The organism is Pseudomonas sp. C7.1, from assembly GCF_056312395.1.
In genome coordinates this window covers 3229814-3246004 of sequence record NZ_JBWDTL010000003.1, presented here as the reverse complement: position 1 = coordinate 3246004, position 16191 = coordinate 3229814, and the positions used below count along the sequence as shown (strand labels likewise).

The following is a 16191-nucleotide window of genomic DNA, read 5'->3' as shown; positions in this document are numbered from 1 at the left end:
CTGCTGGCGCGGATTAAGGTACTCCAGCGTCTCACGCGGGTCGAACGGGTTGGCGATGCACGCTAGGCGAGCACTTCTAGGGTCAATGTGACGGGCTAAACCACCACGTCGACACTATTGCCCAGATTAGGCGGATTGCTCGGTGTGCTGGCTGGTGTGGCTGCCTGCACCAGGCTGCCGATGCTGGCAGCCTGTAGCTCCAAGGTCTTGCGCAGCAACAGCAGTGAGGCCAGGGCAGAGGCCTGTGCCGCTGCCTGGGTGGACACCTGATTGGTCAGGCTGCTGAGTTCCATCGTGCTATTCCTCTATATCAGCCCGGTAGGCAGGTTCCTGTTCCACCCAAGCCGCAATAGCCGCCAGGATTTTTTGCCAGGTACTGCTGGTGATAGGCCTCAGCGTAGTAGAACGGCGGCGCCTCACGCACTTCGGTGGTGATGGCGCCGAAACCGGCTTTGCTCAATTCGGCCTGGAACTGCGCCTGCGTGCTCTTTGCTGCCGCCAGCTGTTCAGCGCCGTAGCAGTAGATCGCTGAACGGTACTGGCTGCCCGTGTCGTTACCCTGGCGCATGCCCTGGGTCGGGTTGTGCGCCTCCCAGAATACTTTCAGCAGCGCGGCGTAGCTGGTGACTTGCGGGTCGAATATGACCAGTACCACTTCGGTGTGGCCGGTCAGGCCCGAGCAGGTTTCGTCATAGGTCGGATTTGGCGTGTGGCCGCCGGCATAGCCGACCGCCGTGCTCCATACACCCGGTTGCTGCCAGAAGCGCCGCTCGGCGCCCCAGAAACAGCCCATGGCAAATACCGCCTGCTCCAGGCCTGCAGGAAATGGCCCCTGCAGTGCATTGCCATTAACGAAGTGCGCGGCGGGCACCGCCATGGCTTCGGTACGACCGGGCAGGGCTTGCTCGGCGCTGGGCAGTTCGAGTTTGTGGGCGAGAATTTGTGAACGCAGAACCATGAGCCATTTCCTCAGCAGAAGCATGTGTGTCATAGACCGTCAAAGGACAAGCTTGTTACAGCTAGCCTCGGTTTGGATAGCGTTTAAGGCTTTCCAGCAGGTCGCGGCTGGCGATGGGTTTGTCGAATAGGTAGCCCTGGCCGATGTCGCATTGCTGGCGCCGGAGAAAGTTGAGCTGCGCGGCTGTCTCGATGCCTTCAGCCACCACCTTGAGTTTCAGGTTGTGCGCCATGGCGATCACTGCGGAGGTGATTTCCATGTCGTCCTGGTTATCCGGGATGTCCTTGATAAAGCTGCGATCGATCTTGATCACGTCGATGGGGAATTTCTTCAGGTAGCTGAGTGAAGAATAACCGGTGCCGAAGTCGTCCATGGCCAGGGTCAGGCCCAGGCTTTTCAGGCGGCTGAGCTGCTGGCGGGTGTCGTCGGTGGCTTCCAGCAGCAGGCTTTCCGTGAGCTCAAGCTCAAGCAGGGCTGGGTCGAGCTGCTCCTCATGCAGGATGGCGGCGATCTCGCCAACCAGGTCCGGGTCGGAAAATTGTTTGGGTGAGAGGTTGATGGCCATCTGCAGCGGCTTGTAGCCAATCGCGATCAGTTGCTTGCTCATGCGGCAGGCCTGGCGCGTGACCCACTTGCCGATGGGGATGATCAGTCCGGTCTCTTCCGCCACGCTGATAAATTTATCCGGGTTGATCATGCCCTTTTCCGGGTGGTGCCAGCGCAGCAATGCTTCCAGGCCCATCAGCCGGCCGCTCTTCAGGCACAGCTTGGGCTGGTAGAAGACTTCCAGCTCGTTCTGCATCAGCGCGCGGCGCAGGTTACTCTCGACGAATAGCTTGTAGTGCGCCTCGGCATTGAGCGCGTCGGTAAATACCTGCAGCTGATTTTTGCCGTTGGCCTTGGCTTTGTGCAGGGCCAGGCCGGTGTGCTTCATTAGGGTCTGCGGATCGTTACCGTGCTCGGGCGCGTAGCCCAGACCAATGGAGCCGGTGACGCTGATCAGTTGGTTGTCGACGAATAGGGGTTTGTCCAGGGTGTGCAGCAGCTTCTGCGCCACCAGTTGGCTGTCGGCCTGGTTGGCCTCAAGGAGCACGGCGAATTCGTTGCTGGCAAAGCGCGCCAGCACGCTGCTGGGGGGCAAGGTGTTTCGCAAACGGCGCGCCAGGCTGACCAGCAGTTTGTCGCCGGTCTGATGGCCGAGGCTGTCGTTGATCCGCTTGAAGTTGTCGATATCCACCAGCAGCAGGCTGATCGGCTTACCGGGGTGTTCGCTGAAGTGGCGCTCCAGCGAACGGATAAAGGCGTAACGGTTACCCAGCCCAGTGAGGTTGTCACGAAAGGCCAGGCGCTCGATATGCTGCTGCGCCTGCTTGCTCGCGGTAACGTCTTCGTAGATGCCGATGTAGTGAGTCAGGCTGCCATCGTCGGCATATACCTTGGACAGTGACAGTTGCCCCCAGTAGGGGTCGAGGTTCTTGCGGCGGCTCTTGAATTCACCCTGCCAGCTGTTGTGTTTGGCCAGGCTGGAACGGGCGTCGAACAGCAGATCGCTGAGGTTCTCTAAGGCGGGGATTTCTGACAGGCGGCGGCCCTGAACTTCGCTGGCGCTGTACAGGGTGATGGCGGTAAAGCTCGGATTGACGTACTCCACCAGGCCATCACGGTCGAGCAGGATAAAGGCGCTGGAGCTCTGCTCGACGGCGCGCTGGAACAGGTACAAGGCATTGGTCGCGGTGCGGCGTTGCTGGTTGGTCAGCACTTGGGCGTACTGGTCTGCTAGTTCGCCGGCAAAAGCAATTTCATCCGGTTGCCAGGTGCGTGCAGGGCCAATGTGCTCCATACACACTACGCCCACCACCTCGCCGTCGATACGAATGCCCGCATCGAGCATCGCGGTGATGCCCATGGGCCGTAAATAACTATCGCTAAGCTCGCGTGTGCGTGGGTCCTGATGCACATCATGCGCATCCAGGGCGCGGCCGCTGTGCAGTGCCTGTAAGTAGGCGGGGTAGGGGCTGGCGTCAATGTCGGCTTGGTCGATATGACGGCCCTGGTCCTGTTGGTACAGGACCACCGATTGCAGCATATGTTGATTGAGGTTCCAGATGCCGGCACGGCTGACGCCATACAGTTCGCAGGCACTTTTGCTGATCAACTCGGCGGCTTCACGCAGGGGATCGCTGTCGCCGTAATGGTGGCGCGCGAGGGTGACGATCAACTGTTGCTGGGCTTGTGTGCGTTGCTGCTGCGCCAGCAGCTCGGCCTGGCTACGCTCATAAAATTCCAGGGTCTGTGGCGAAGGGGCGCTCTGCTCGTCCAATACCAGCAGGTAGCCGCGCAGTAGATGCCGTCCGCGTTGCTTGAAGGCTTCGCCCACTTCCATCAGGGTCAGGCTGCCGCGCGGGGTGTGCAGGCGATACTGCACGCTGTAGTGCCGCCGGTCAGTCAGCTGTTGCGCAATGCTGTCGTGCAGTTGGTGGCGAACCGCAGGCTCCATCAGGCTGGCGTAGGGCGCATCGAGTAGGGAGCAGAGTTCGTGAGCCGGCAAGCCAAACTGTTGTTCGCAGCCTGCGTCGAGGTACAGCAGCGCCCAGCTGGCTTCATTCAAGCGCTCGAAACGCAACAAGCCAAGGCGCGATGGCACTGGCAACTGCGTCACAACCTCGGCCGCTAAACGACTCGCGGCATCGGGATGGCTTTTCATTCAGTGGCTGGCTTCCAGTATGCTGATTGAAGCGGCAAACGACTCACTTCATTTATAGCGTCGGGTAAGGGTGCATCATGCAATTGCGACTGACAAGAGAACTAATATCCGCAGTGCTGCTGAGCAGCTGTATGGCCACCTCAACGGTATTCGCCGCTGAGCCGGACACGGGGTTGAGCAGTGCCGAGCAAGGCAATTATCTGCTCGAACTCAAGCGCCTTTATCTGACCCAAAACGACCGCCAGGCGCTGTTGGCACATTGCAATGATCTGCTTAAAACCTACGCCCTGCGCGCCGCCTATCAGGTCGGTCAGGCGCAGCGTCAGGATCTGCTGTATCAGCTGCGTCAGGGCGAGTCCGGCGAGCTGTTGCTGCGTGAAGAAACCCGTGGCCAGCAGGGCACTGATATTGCCGTGCGTAACCAGCGCGTACCGCTGTTTGGTGTCGACCCCTTCGTGCGTTACGAGTGCCCGACCAGCGGTATCAGCTGCGTGCTGCACAACCCCAGCGACGGCAGCCCAATGCTGACCATCATGCGCGATCACAAGGGCACCGCCGAACTGGCCAAGGCCCTGAGCTTTCTGATTCGTAATCTGCAAAAAGGCTGATCGCCGTCCTCATTTTTTGCCGCTGCTGTAAAGCTAAAAACCCCGCCTGAAGGGGCGGGGTTGAGGGTACGAGCGTGGCTGCTCGAAAGTTGTTGCGTTACAGCAGCATGGTGCGGATGTCCGCCAGTACGTCACCCAGGCGTTTGGTGAAGCGCGCCGCAGCGGCGCCATTGATCACCCGGTGGTCGTAGGACAGCGACAGCGGCAGCATCAGCTTGGGCTGGAAGGCTTTGCCATCCCAGACCGGCTGGATGGTGGCCTTGCTCACACCGAGAATCGCCACTTCCGGCGCGTTGACGATCGGCGTAAAGCCGGTGCCGCCAATGTGGCCGAGGCTGGAGATGGTGAAGCAGGCGCCCTGCATGTCATCAGCCGACAGCTTTTTGCTGCGCGCTTTTTCCGCCAGCGCGGCGGCTTCGGCAGCCAGCTGTAGCAGGCTTTTCTGGTCGACGTTTTTGATTACCGGTACTAGCAGGCCATCCGGGGTGTCCACGGCAAAACCGATGTGCACGTACTTCTTGCGGATGATCGCCTTGCCGCTCGGCGCGAGCGAGCTGTTGAAGTCCGGCAGTTCCTTGAGCAGGAAGGCGCAGGCCTTGAGCAGCAGCGGCAGCACGGTGAGTTTGACCCCGGCTTTTTCCGCCACGGCTTTCTGCGCGACGCGGAAGGCTTCCAGCTCGGTGATATCGGCCGAATCGAACTGGGTCACGTGTGGCACGTTTAGCCAGCTGCGATGCAGGTTGTTGGCGCCGACCTGCATCAGGCGGGTCATCGCCACTTCTTCGATTTCACCAAATTTGCTGAAGTCCACCACCGGGATCGGTGGGATACCGGCGCCGCCGGTTGCGCCGGCAGCCGGTGCTTCCTTGGCCTTCTGCATCATCGCTTTGACGTACGCCTGCACGTCCTCCTTGAGCACGCGGCCTTTCGGCCCGGTGCCTACTAAGGCTGACAGCTCAACACCCAACTCACGCGCCAACAGGCGCACGGCCGGGCCAGCGTGCACTTTGGCGCCATCACGCTTGGGTGCTGCGGTAACGCTGGCGGCTGCTGCAGCCAGTGAGGCAATCGCGCTGACTTCAGCGGCGACCGCCGGATGCGCGCCGGCTGGCACCTTGTGTACATCACTTGCAGGTGCAGCTGCCGCAGTTGGGGCCGTAGCGGCCGGAGCTGCTGTGCCTGCGACTTTCAGCTTGAGGATAAAGTCGCCGGTGCCGACTTCGTCCTCCAGTTTGACGCTGATGCTTTCCACCACGCCGGCAGCCGGCGAGGGAATTTCCATGCTGGCCTTGTCCGACTCCAGGGTGATCAGCGACTGGTCGACGTCGACCGTGTCGCCGACCTTGATCAGGATTTCGATGACCTTGGCTTTGCCGTCCGAGCCGATATCCGGCACATGCACGTCCTGCACGCTGCTGGTGGCCGTAGCGGCGGGCGCAGCAGGTTCAGCAGCCGGCGCAGGCGCTGCAGCGGCTTTTGGCGCTTCAGTCGGTGCGGCTGCAGGCGCCGGAGCGGCGGCGCTGTCGACTTCGACTTCCAGTTCGAGCATGTCGTCGCCTTCTTTCAGGCGGTCGCCCAGCTTCACTTTCAGGCTCTTGATCACGCCAGCCTTGGGGGCCGGTACTTCCATGCTGGCCTTGTCCGATTCGAGCGTCAGGATGCTCTGGTCGGCTTCGATACGATCACCGACCTTCACCATCAGTTCGATGACTTCACCCTCACCACCACCGATGTCGGGTACGCGGATTAATTCGCTCACAGTGCGTCTCCTTAGCAGTCCAGTGGGTTGCGTTTGTCCGGGTCGATGCCGAACCGGACGATGGCTTCGGCCACCACTTTCGGCTCGATATCACCTCGGTCAGCCAGCGCTTCGAGCGCAGCCAGCACGACCCAGTTGCGGTCTACTTCGAAAAAGTGACGCAGCTTCTTACGGCTGTCACTGCGGCCGAAACCGTCAGTGCCGAGCACCTTGAACTCTTTGCTCGGGACCCACTGACGAATTTGTTCGGCGAACAGCTTCATATAGTCGGTGGAGGCGATGACTGGACCTTTACGGCCGCTCAGGCACTCTTCCACGTAGGTCTGCTTGGGCTTCTGGCCCGGGTGCAGGCGGTTGCTGCGCTCCACGGCCAGGCCGTCACGGCGCAGTTCGTTGAAGCTGGTCACGCTCCAGACGTCTGCCGCGACGTTGAACTCGTCACGCAGGATCTTCGCTGCTTCGCGCACTTCGCGCAGGATGGTGCCGGACCCGAGGAGCTGCACGTGGTGCGCGGCTTCCTTCTTGTCCTCTTCGAGCAAGTACATGCCCTTGATGATGCCTTCCTCGATACCGGCCGGCATGGACGGCTGCTGGTAGGACTCGTTCATCACGGTGATGTAGTAGAAGACGTCCTGTTGCTGCTCGGTCATCTTCTTCATGCCGTCCTGAATGATCACCGCCAGCTCGTAGCCGTAGGTCGGATCATAGGTGCGGCAGTTGGGGATGGTCGCTGCCAGCAGGTGGCTGTGGCCGTCCTCGTGTTGCAGGCCTTCGCCGTTCAGCGTGGTACGCCCGGCGGTGCCGCCGATCAAAAAGCCTCGGGTGCGGCTGTCGCCAGCGGCCCAGGCCAGGTCGCCAATACGCTGGAAACCGAACATCGAATAGAAGATGTAGAACGGCAGCATCGGCTGGTTGTGGCTGGAGTACGAGGTGCCGGCGGCGATGAAGGAGCTCATGGCGCCGGCTTCGTTGATGCCTTCTTCGAGGATCTGGCCCTTCTTGTCCTCGCGGTAGAACATCACTTGGTCTTTATCCACCGGCTCATACAGCTGGCCGACCGAGGAGTAGATACCGAGCTGACGGAACATGCCTTCCATGCCGAAGGTGCGGGCTTCGTCCGGGATGATCGGGACGATGCGCGAGCCGATGTCCTTGTCCTTGACCAGCTGCGCGAGGATGCGCACGAAGGCCATGGTGGTGGAGATTTCACGGTCGCCCGAGCCGTCGAGGATGGCCTTGAGGGTGTCCAGCGGCGGCGTTGGGATGCTGAAGCTCTTGGCCCGACGCTGCGGTACGAAACCACCGAGGGCTGCGCGGCGCTCGCTCAGGTAACGGGCTTCGGCGCTGCCTTCTTCTGGCTTGATGAACGGCAGGTTTTCCAGCTCGTCGTCTTTGACCGGAATGTCGAAACGGTCGCGGAACTGCTTGAGGCTGTCGACATCGACCTTCTTGGTGTTGTGCGCGGTGTTCTTCGCTTCACCGGCGCCGGTGCCATAACCCTTGACGGTTTTGGCCAGGATCACAGTCGGCTGATCCTTGTGGTTGACCGCCTGGTGGTAGGCCGCATACATCTTGTACGGGTCGTGACCGCCACGGTTGAGCTTCCAGATCTCGTCATCGGACAGGTCGGCGACCATCGCCTTGAGTTCCGGCGAGTTGAAGAAGTGCTCACGGACGAACGCGCCGTCCTTAGCCTTGTAATTCTGGTACTCGCCGTCGATGACTTCGTCCATACGACGCTGCAGGATGCCGTCGACGTCCTTGGCCAGCAGCGGGTCCCAGAAGCGGCCCCACACGACCTTGTTGACGTTCCAGCCACCGCCACGGAACACGCCTTCGAGTTCCTGGATGATCTTGCCGTTGCCGCGCACTGGGCCGTCGAGGCGCTGCAGGTTGCAGTTGATGACGAAGATTAGGTTGTCCAGTTTCTCGCGGCCCGCCAGGGAGATCGCGCCGAGGGATTCCGGCTCGTCGCACTCGCCGTCGCCCATAAAGCACCAGACCTTCTGCTTGCCGGCCGGGATAAAGCCGCGCGCTTCCAGGTACTTCATAAAGCGCGCCTGGTAGATCGCCTGAATCGGGCCCAGACCCATGGATACGGTCGGGAACTGCCAGAAGTCTGGCATCAGCCAGGGGTGAGGGTAGGACGACAGGCCTTGGCCATCGACTTCCTGGCGGAAGTTGTTCATCTGCTCTTCGGTGATGCGGCCTTCCATAAAGGCACGGGCGTAAACGCCGGGGGAGGCGTGGCCCTGGAAGAAGATCAGATCGCCGCCGTGCTCTTCGGTAGGCGCCTGGAAGAAGTAGTTGAAGCCGATGTCATACAGGGTCGCCGAGGACGCGAAGCTGGAGATGTGGCCACCCAGGTCCGAATCTTTCAGGTTGGTGCGCATCACCATGGCCAACGCATTCCAGCGCACCAGCGAGCGAATGCGGCGTTCCATAAACAGGTCGCCAGGCATGCGTGCTTCGTGGGTCAGCGGGATGGTGTTGCGGTAGGGCGTGGTGATCGCATACGGCAGCTGTGAGCCACTGCGGGTGGCCAGCTCGCCCATACGGGTCATCAGGTAATGTGCGCGGTCTTCACCCTCGTTATCGAGGACGGACTCAAGGGCGTCCAGCCATTCCTGGGTTTCGACGGGATCGAGGTCTTGCATGGCTTGCTCCAGGGCTCAAAGGCTTCCAGAATCGGAGGCCAGGGTTCGTGGCCGACTTCGTGAGTGGCCGCGTGAATTCTTGGATTGACCGGGGGTAGGACCGGCCGCGTGTAGTTTTACTACATTCTGGCGCCGATTTCAGCCTTTTGGATACAATCTTTGGTAGTAAAACTACAATTATTTTTCTGCCAGTGATTCGACCCGCTACAGAGTGGGCGGTGCCATCCATGATCGCTGCACTGACAGATCGCTAAAAAGGATAGACCATGAGCCTGCCCGCGCTGGCCTCTTTGCCTGCTGCCTTGTCACCCCTTGCACTGCGTGCCGAGCAGTCCCTGCTGCACGTATTTGCCAGTCTCCCCAGCGAGGCGGCTGCGGCTTTCGCGAGCTGGCCGAGCGCGCGACTTGAGACGTTGCAGCGGGTGGGCGCCGCCAGTGATTTCGTGGTGCAGCAAAGCCTGCGCGACCCGCAGATGCTGCTCGATCTGGCCGCCAGCGGTGAACTGGAGCGCAGCCTGGTGGCAGGCGAACTGCGTGGCCAATTGGCCCAGGCGCTGGAGAAGTGCGCCGATGACGATGAGCTGGGGCGTCGCTTGCGGCGTTTTCGCAACCGCCAGCAGCTGCGCATCATCTGGCGCGATATCAGTCGCCAGGCCGACCTGATCGAAACCTGTCGCGACCTGTCCGAGCTCGCCGATGCCTGTATCGACCTGGCCTATCAGTGGCTTTATCCAGGCCATTGCACGCAGTTCGGTACGCCCATTGGTCGGCTCAGTGGCCAGGCGCAGCATATGGTGGTGCTGGGTATGGGCAAGTTGGGCGCCCATGAGCTGAACCTGTCGTCGGACATCGACCTGATCTTCGGTTACCCCGAAGGCGGCGAAACCGAAGGGGTGAAGCGCCCGCTGGATAATCAGGAATTCTTTATCCGCCTCGGCCAGAAGTTGATCAAGGCGCTGGACATGATCACCGTCGACGGCTTCGTCTTCCGCACCGATATGCGCCTGCGCCCTTACGGCTCTTCCGGTTCGCTGGTGTTCAGCTTCAATGCGCTCGAGCAGTACTACCAGGATCAAGGGCGCGATTGGGAACGCTACGCGATGATCAAGGCGCGGGTGGTTGGCGGCGATCAGGTCGCCGGTGCGCAGCTGCTGGAGATGCTGCGGCCGTTCGTCTACCGGCGTTATCTGGATTTCTCGGCCATTGAAGCGCTGCGTGGGATGAAGCAGCTGATTCAGCAGGAGGTGCGGCGCAAGGGCATGGCCGAGAATATCAAGCTGGGTTCTGGCGGCATCCGCGAGGTGGAGTTTATCGCCCAGGCTTTCCAGCTGATTCACGGCGGACGCGACCTCAGCCTGCAGCAGCGCTCGCTGTTTGCGGTACTCAATACCCTGCGTGATCAGGGTTACTTGCCGGCGGCGGTGACCGATGAATTGCGCGACGGCTATGCCTTTTTGCGTTACGCCGAGCATGCGCTGCAGGCCATTGATGACCGGCAGACGCAGATGCTCCCGGACAACGATCAGGGCCGCGCGCGTGTGGCCTTTATTATGGGCTTCGACAGCTGGCAGGCCTTCCATGACCGACTGATGCACTGGCGTGGGCGGGTTGACTGGCACTTCCGCCAGGTGATCGCCGACCCTGATGAAGAGGAAGGCGGCGAGCCGGTTGAAGAGGCCGTGGGCTGCGAGTGGTTGCCGCTCTGGGAGGATGTGCAGGACGAAGAGGCCGCGTGCCGGCAGTTGGCCGAGGCCGGCTTTGCCGCGCCGCAATCGGCCTGGCAGCGTCTGGCTGGGCTGCGCAACGGCAATCAGGTGCGCGCCATGCAGCGTCTCGGTCGCGAGCGTCTGGATGCCTTTATCCCGCGCCTGCTGGCGCAGGCGGTGGAGCATGAAAATCCGGATCTGGTGCTGGAGCGCGTACTGCCGCTGATCGAAGCCGTGGCCCGGCGTTCGGCCTACCTGGTGCTACTCACGGAAAATCCCAGCGCGCTGCAGCGCCTGCTCACCCTGTGTGGGGCCAGCCCGTGGATTGCCGAGCAGATCACCCGCTTCCCGCTGCTGCTCGATGAGTTACTTAATGAAGGGCGGCTGTTCAAACCGCCGCTGGCCCCCGAGCTGGCTGCCGAGCTACGTGAACGGCTGATGCGTATTCCCGAAGAGGATCTGGAGCAGCAGATGGAGGCGCTGCGCCACTTCAAGCTGGCGCACCGACTGCGTGTAGCCGCCTCGGAAATTGCCGGCACCCTGCCGTTGATGAACGTATCGGACTATCTGACCTGGCTGGCCGAGGCGATTCTCGACCAAGTGCTAGCCCTGGCCTGGCGCCATACGGTGAGCAAATACGGCGCGCCACGCCGCGCCGACGGCAGCATCTGCGATCCGGATTTTGTGATTGTCGGCTACGGCAAGGTCGGCGGCATCGAGCTGGGCCATGGTTCAGATCTCGACCTGGTGTTTATCCACGACGGCGACCCGAATGCGGAGACCGATGGAGCAAAATCCATCGACGGCGCGCAGTTCTTCAATCGTTTAGGCCAGCGCGTCATTCATCTGCTGACCGCCCAAACCAACTCCGGTCAGCTTTACGAAGTGGATATGCGCCTGCGCCCGTCCGGTGCGGCAGGGTTGTTAGTCAGCTCACTGGGCGCCTTCGAGCGCTATCAGCAGGGCGAGGCCTGGACCTGGGAGCATCAGGCGTTGGTGCGGGCGCGGGTGCTGGTCGGCTGTGCGCGGGTCGGCAAGGCCTTCGAGGCTGTGCGCGCCGGCGTGTTGGGCCGTGAGCGCGATCTGGCCACGCTGCGCAGTGAAGTCAGCGAGATGCGCGCGAAGATGCGCGACAACCTCGGCAGCAAGGCCACGGCGGCTGGCACCGCAGCGAATGCCTTCGAGGCCGCCGCACTGTTCGACCTCAAGCAGGACGCCGGTGGTATCGTCGATATTGAATTTATGGTGCAATACGCGGCCCTTGCCTGGTCGCGCCAGTACCCGGAATTGCTTGAGTTCACAGACAATATTCGCATTCTGGAAGGGCTGGAACGGGTCGGCTTGCTGCCGGGTGAAGATGCCCGCTTGCTGCAGGACATCTACAAGGCCTACCGCTCGGTGGCGCACCGCCAGGCTCTGCAAAAGCAGCCAGGGGTGGTCAGCGGTGAGCAGTTTGCCGATGAGCGGCGTACGGTGATGCGCATCTGGCAGGAACTGGGTTTGAGCTGAAGCAAGCTGAGCTGACTATAAGGATGCCGGGCACCCAGGGTGGCCGGCCAATGTTGTACCAATCGAGTTTGAGGAGCAGGCAATTATGTCGATGGCCGATCGTGATGGCGTGATCTGGTATGACGGCGAGCTGGTGCCGTGGCGCAATGCGACCACCCACGTGCTGACCCATACCCTGCACTACGGCATGGGCGTGTTTGAAGGCGTGCGCGCCTACAACACCCCGCAAGGCACGGCGATTTTCCGCCTGCAAGCGCACACCGACCGCCTGTTCGACTCGGCCCATATCATGGGCATGAAGATTCCGTTCAGCAAAGACGAGATCAACGAAGCCACCCGCGCCGCCGTGCGTGAGAACACCCTGGAAAGCGCCTATATCCGCCCGATGGTGTTCTACGGATCTGAAGCCATGGGCCTGCGCGCCAGTGGCCTGAAAACCCAGGTGATAGTGGCAGCCTGGAGCTGGGGCGCCTATATGGGCGACGAAGCCCTGCAGGTCGGTATCAAGGTGCGCACCAGCTCCTTTACCCGCCACCACGTCAACATCTCGATGACCCGCGCCAAGGCCAACGGCAACTACATCAACTCGATGCTGGCCCTGCAGGAAGCCATCTCCGGTGGTGCCGATGAAGCCCTGCTGCTAGACCCGGAAGGCTACGTGGCCGAAGGCTCAGGGGAGAATATCTTCCTGGTCAAGAATGGCGTGATCTACACCCCGGAAGTGACCTCGTGCCTCAACGGAATCACCCGCAACACCATTTTGACGTTGGCGGCCGAGCATGGCTTGGACGTGGTCGAGAAGCGCATCACCCGCGATGAGGTGTATATCGCCGATGAAGCCTTCTTTACTGGTACTGCCGCCGAAGTCACGCCGATCCGCGAAGTCGATGGCCGCCAGATCGGCGCAGGCCGTCGCGGACCGATCACTGAGAAGCTGCAAACCGCTTATTTCGATCTGGTCACCGGTAAAACCGATGCCCACGCCGAGTGGCGCACCCTGGTCAAATAAGCCGCCTGCTTCGTAGGATGGGTTGAGCGCAGCGATACCCATCACGCGACAAAGGCTGGGCTGAGCGTTAAGTCTGTCCGGGAGGCGAAAGCCTCCTTGGTCGTTTCTGGAATTGGCATGAAAATACTGATCGTTGGCCCCAGCTGGGTGGGTGACATGGTGATGGCGCAGACGCTGTTCCAGTGTCTGCAGCAGCGCCACCCCGGCTGCGAGATCGATGTGCTGGCCCCCGAGTGGAGCCGGCCGATTCTCGAACGCATGCCTGAAGTGCGTCAGGCCCTGAGCTTTCCGCTCGGTCACGGCGTGCTGCAGCTGGCCACGCGGCGCAAGATCGGCAAATCCCTGGCGGGCCAGTATGATCAGGCGATTCTGCTGCCTAATTCGCTAAAGTCCGCATTAGTGCCGTTTTTCGCCGGTATCCCCAAGCGTACCGGCTGGAAGGGTGAGCTGCGCTACGGCCTGCTCAACGACATCCGCACGCTGGACAAAGACCGCTACCCGCTGATGATCGAGCGCTTTATGGCCCTGGCTTTCGAGCCCGGCGCTGCATTGCCGCAGCCTTATCCGCGCCCGGCCTTGCAGATCGACGCGCAGAGTCGCGACGCCGCCCTGGCCAAGTTCGGCCTGAGCCTGGATCGTCCGGTGCTGGCGCTGTGCCCAGGGGCCGAGTTCGGTGAAGCCAAGCGCTGGCCGAGCGAGCATTACGCCAAAGTCGCAGAGCTGAAGATCCGCGCCGGCTGGCAGGTGTGGATTTTCGGTTCGAAGAATGATCACCCGGTCGGTGAGGACATTCGCAGCCGACTGATTCCCGGCCTGCGTGAGGAGGCGGTAAATCTGGCCGGGGAAACCAGTCTGGCTGAGGCCATTGACCTGCTGTCCGCTGCCGGTGCCGTGGTGTCGAATGACTCCGGGCTGATGCATGTGGCCGCTGCGCTAAATCGTCCGCTGGTGGCTGTCTACGGCTCGACCTCGCCGGGCTTTACCCCGCCGCTGGCCGAGCAGGTGGAGATTGTCCGCCTGGGTCTGGAATGCAGCCCGTGCTTCGAGCGCACCTGTCGCTTCGGTCATTACAACTGCCTGGGCCAGCTCAAGCCGCGCCCGGTGATCGAGGCGCTGGATCGCCTGGTCAGCGACCCGGTTGAGGTTGAATAGCTTGCGGGTACTGTTGATCAAGACCTCTTCGCTGGGCGATGTGGTGCACACCCTGCCAGCGCTGACCGATGCGGTGCGGGCGATTCCTGGCATTCAGTTCGACTGGGTGGTGGAGGAGGGTTTTGCCGAGATCCCGGCCTGGCACCCCGCCGTGGCGCAGGTGATCCCGGTGGCCATTCGCCGCTGGCGCAAGCACCTCTGGCAAACCTTTAAAAAGGGTGAGTGGAAGCGCTTTAAGCAACGTCTCGGCGAAACCAAATATGACTTGGTGATTGATGCTCAGGGTCTGCTGAAAAGTGCCTGGCTGACCCGTTACGTCAAGGCGCCGATTGCTGGTCTTGATCGTGATTCCGCCCGCGAGCCACTGGCCAGTCGCTTCTATAACTGTGCCTATGCTGTGCCGCGCGACCAGCACGCGCTCGAACGTACCCGTCAGCTATTCGCCCAGGCGCTGGGCTATGCGCTGCCGGCCGGTGTTGGTGACTACGGCCTTAATCGTGCGCAGCTGGCGGATCAGTCGTCACAACCCTATGTGCTGTTTCTGCATGGCACCACCTGGCCGAGTAAGCACTGGCCGGAAGCCGACTGGCGCGAGCTGGCCGAGCAGATGAGTGCGCAGGGCTGGGCCGTGCGTCTGCCCTGGGGCAATGAAGCCGAGAAGGCGCGCGCCGAACGGATTGCTGCCGGCATTGAAAACGCCGCAGTGCTGCCCAAATTAAATCTTGCTGGTGTGGCTAAGGTTATCGCCGGGGCCAGTGCCTGCGTGGCGGTGGATACCGGTCTTGGCCACCTGGCCGCTGCGTTGGATGTGCCGAGTATTTCCCTGTATGGCCCAACCCTACCGGGGCGCGTGGGTGCCTATGGTCGTGGTCAGGTGCACCTGTGCGCCACCGGGCCGAATGCTGGCTTGGGTGATCGCCACAAGCCCTGCTTCGACGGTCTAGATGCCGAACGCGTGGCTACGCAATTGCAGGCCCTGTTGCTGGCCGAGGATGTCGTCTGATGCAGCTCGCTTTTATTCTCTACAAATACTTCCCCTTCGGCGGCCTGCAGCGCGACTTTATGCGCATCGCCCTGGAGTGCCAGGCGCGCGGCCATGCCGTTCGCGTTTACACACCGATTTGGGAAGGCGAAGTGCCTGCGGGATTCGACGTGGTGGTCGTGCCGGTCAAGGCGCTGTTCAACCACAAACGCAATGAAAAACTCACAGCCTGGGTCGAGGCCGATCTGGCCAAGCGCCCGGTGGATCGGGTAATCGGCTTCAACAAAATGCCCGGCCTGGATGTCTACTACGCCGCCGATGGCTGCTATGAAGATAAAGCGCAGACCCTGCGCGCGCCGATCTACAAGCGCTGGGGCCGTTACAAACACTTCGCAGATTACGAGCGGGCGGTGTTCGCGCCTGAGTCGAAAACCGAGATTCTGATGATCTCCGAAGTGCAGCAGCCGCTGTTTATCAAGCATTACCACACCCCGCGGCAGCGCTTTCACCTGCTGCCACCCGGCATCGCTCAGGACCGCCGCGCGCCGGTCAATGCCGCCGAGATTCGCGCCGAGTTCCGCGCCGAGTTCAAGCTGGCGGATAACGACCTGCTGCTGGTGCAGATAGGTTCTGGCTTCAAAACCAAGGGCCTGGATCGCAGCCTCAAGGCCCTGGCTGCTTTGCCGCGCGAGCTAAAACAGCGCACCCGGTTGATCGCCATCGGCCAGGACGATCCGCGTTCGTTCCAGTTGCAGGCTAAAGCGTTGGGCGTGTCCGATCAGGTGCAGATTCTCAAAGGGCGCAGTGATATTCCGCGTTTCCTGCTGGGTGCTGATCTGCTGATCCATCCGGCCTACAACGAAAACACCGGTACCGTATTGCTGGAGGCGCTGGTCTCCGGCTTGCCGGTGCTGGTGACGGATGTCTGTGGCTATGCCCACTACATCGCCGAAGCGGATGCCGGGCGGGTGTTGGCTAGTCCTTTCGAGCAGGACAAGCTCAATCACCTGCTCGCCGATATGCTGGCCGACGATCAGCGCCGTGCGTTCTGGAGCCGCAACGGTCTGGCCTATGCCGACAGTGCCGACCTGTACTCCATGCCGCAACACGCAGCTGATGTGATCCTGATGGAGAAGCGCGTATGAGA

The 16191-nt window shown here is 61.4% G+C and carries 11 protein-coding genes; 6 read left to right on the top strand and 5 right to left on the bottom strand.

The window, feature by feature from the left end:
• Window positions 1-95 precede the first annotated feature (95 nt).
• The 3 genes from AC0T4W_RS18595 to AC0T4W_RS18585 all read right to left on the bottom strand — a co-directional run bounded on the left by AC0T4W_RS18595 (window position 96) and on the right by AC0T4W_RS18585 (window position 3662).
• Complete coding sequence (locus tag AC0T4W_RS18595) at window positions 96-293, bottom strand: putative motility protein (RefSeq protein ID WP_476321507.1); 198 nt, start codon at window positions 291-293, stop codon at window positions 96-98.
• Between the two features lie 17 nt (window positions 294-310).
• Window positions 311-958 carry a peptide-methionine (S)-S-oxide reductase MsrA gene (gene msrA / locus AC0T4W_RS18590; protein WP_476321505.1) on the bottom strand — a complete coding sequence of 216 codons (648 nt, stop codon included), beginning with the start codon at window positions 956-958 and terminating at the stop codon, window positions 311-313.
• Between the two features lie 61 nt (window positions 959-1019).
• Window positions 1020-3662, bottom strand: coding sequence for a sensor domain-containing protein (locus tag AC0T4W_RS18585; RefSeq protein ID WP_476321503.1), 2643 nt, complete (start codon window positions 3660-3662; stop codon window positions 1020-1022).
• Window positions 3663-3793: 131 nt separating this feature from the next.
• Here AC0T4W_RS18585 and AC0T4W_RS18580 point away from each other — a divergent pair, with 131 nt between their 5' ends.
• Complete coding sequence (locus AC0T4W_RS18580) at window positions 3794-4270, top strand: hypothetical protein (RefSeq protein ID WP_476321501.1); 477 nt, start codon at window positions 3794-3796, stop codon at window positions 4268-4270.
• 97 nt (window positions 4271-4367) lie between these two features.
• On the opposite strand, the gene aceF is transcribed toward AC0T4W_RS18580, so the two are convergent.
• Complete coding sequence (aceF, locus tag AC0T4W_RS18575) at window positions 4368-6029, bottom strand: dihydrolipoyllysine-residue acetyltransferase (protein WP_476321499.1); 1662 nt, start codon at window positions 6027-6029, stop codon at window positions 4368-4370.
• A gap of 11 nt (window positions 6030-6040) precedes the next feature.
• Window positions 6041-8686 (bottom strand): pyruvate dehydrogenase (acetyl-transferring), homodimeric type, encoded by a 2646-nt coding sequence (aceE, locus tag AC0T4W_RS18570; RefSeq protein WP_476321497.1) that lies wholly within the window; start codon window positions 8684-8686, stop codon window positions 6041-6043.
• A 266-nt stretch (window positions 8687-8952) separates the two neighbouring features.
• On the opposite strand from aceE, the gene glnE reads away from it, so the two are divergent.
• From glnE to AC0T4W_RS18545, 5 genes are all read left to right on the top strand, one after another.
• Window positions 8953-11901, top strand: a complete 2949-nt coding sequence (glnE, locus tag AC0T4W_RS18565) for a bifunctional [glutamate--ammonia ligase]-adenylyl-L-tyrosine phosphorylase/[glutamate--ammonia-ligase] adenylyltransferase (RefSeq protein WP_476321495.1) — start codon at window positions 8953-8955, stop codon at window positions 11899-11901.
• A gap of 85 nt (window positions 11902-11986) precedes the next feature.
• The gene (locus AC0T4W_RS18560) at window positions 11987-12910 is read left to right on the top strand and encodes a branched-chain amino acid transaminase (protein ID WP_476321493.1); all 924 of its coding nucleotides are present in this window, start codon (window positions 11987-11989) and stop codon (window positions 12908-12910) included.
• A 117-nt stretch (window positions 12911-13027) separates the two neighbouring features.
• Complete coding sequence (gene waaF / locus AC0T4W_RS18555; protein WP_476321491.1) at window positions 13028-14062, top strand: lipopolysaccharide heptosyltransferase II; 1035 nt, start codon at window positions 13028-13030, stop codon at window positions 14060-14062.
• Window position 14063: 1 nt separating this feature from the next.
• Complete coding sequence (gene waaC, locus AC0T4W_RS18550; protein WP_476321489.1) at window positions 14064-15065, top strand: lipopolysaccharide heptosyltransferase I; 1002 nt, start codon at window positions 14064-14066, stop codon at window positions 15063-15065.
• Window positions 15065-16189: a glycosyltransferase family 4 protein gene (locus AC0T4W_RS18545; RefSeq protein ID WP_476321487.1), complete on the top strand. Its 1125-nt coding sequence runs from the start codon at window positions 15065-15067 to the stop codon at window positions 16187-16189. The genes waaC and AC0T4W_RS18545 overlap by 1 nt, the downstream gene beginning before the upstream one ends.
• Window positions 16190-16191: the final 2 nt, after the last annotated feature.

Bases quoted from the DNA above. Each gene is read 5' to 3' on its own strand.
- AC0T4W_RS18595 (WP_476321507.1), bottom strand. From the start codon at position 293: ATGGAACTCAGCAGCCTGACCAATCAGGTGTCCACCCAGGCAGCGGCA.
- msrA (WP_476321505.1), bottom strand. From the start codon at position 958: ATGGTTCTGCGTTCACAAATTCTCGCCCACAAACTCGAACTGCCCAGC.
- AC0T4W_RS18585 (WP_476321503.1), bottom strand. From the start codon at position 3,662: ATGAAAAGCCATCCCGATGCCGCGAGTCGTTTAGCGGCCGAGGTTGTG.
- AC0T4W_RS18580 (WP_476321501.1), top strand. From the start codon at position 3,794: ATGGCCACCTCAACGGTATTCGCCGCTGAGCCGGACACGGGGTTGAGC.
- aceE (WP_476321497.1), bottom strand. From the start codon at position 8,686: ATGCAAGACCTCGATCCCGTCGAAACCCAGGAATGGCTGGACGCCCTT.
- glnE (WP_476321495.1), top strand. From the start codon at position 8,953: ATGAGCCTGCCCGCGCTGGCCTCTTTGCCTGCTGCCTTGTCACCCCTT.
- AC0T4W_RS18560 (WP_476321493.1), top strand. From the start codon at position 11,987: ATGTCGATGGCCGATCGTGATGGCGTGATCTGGTATGACGGCGAGCTG.
- waaF (WP_476321491.1), top strand. From the start codon at position 13,028: ATGAAAATACTGATCGTTGGCCCCAGCTGGGTGGGTGACATGGTGATG.
- AC0T4W_RS18545 (WP_476321487.1), top strand. From the start codon at position 15,065: ATGCAGCTCGCTTTTATTCTCTACAAATACTTCCCCTTCGGCGGCCTG.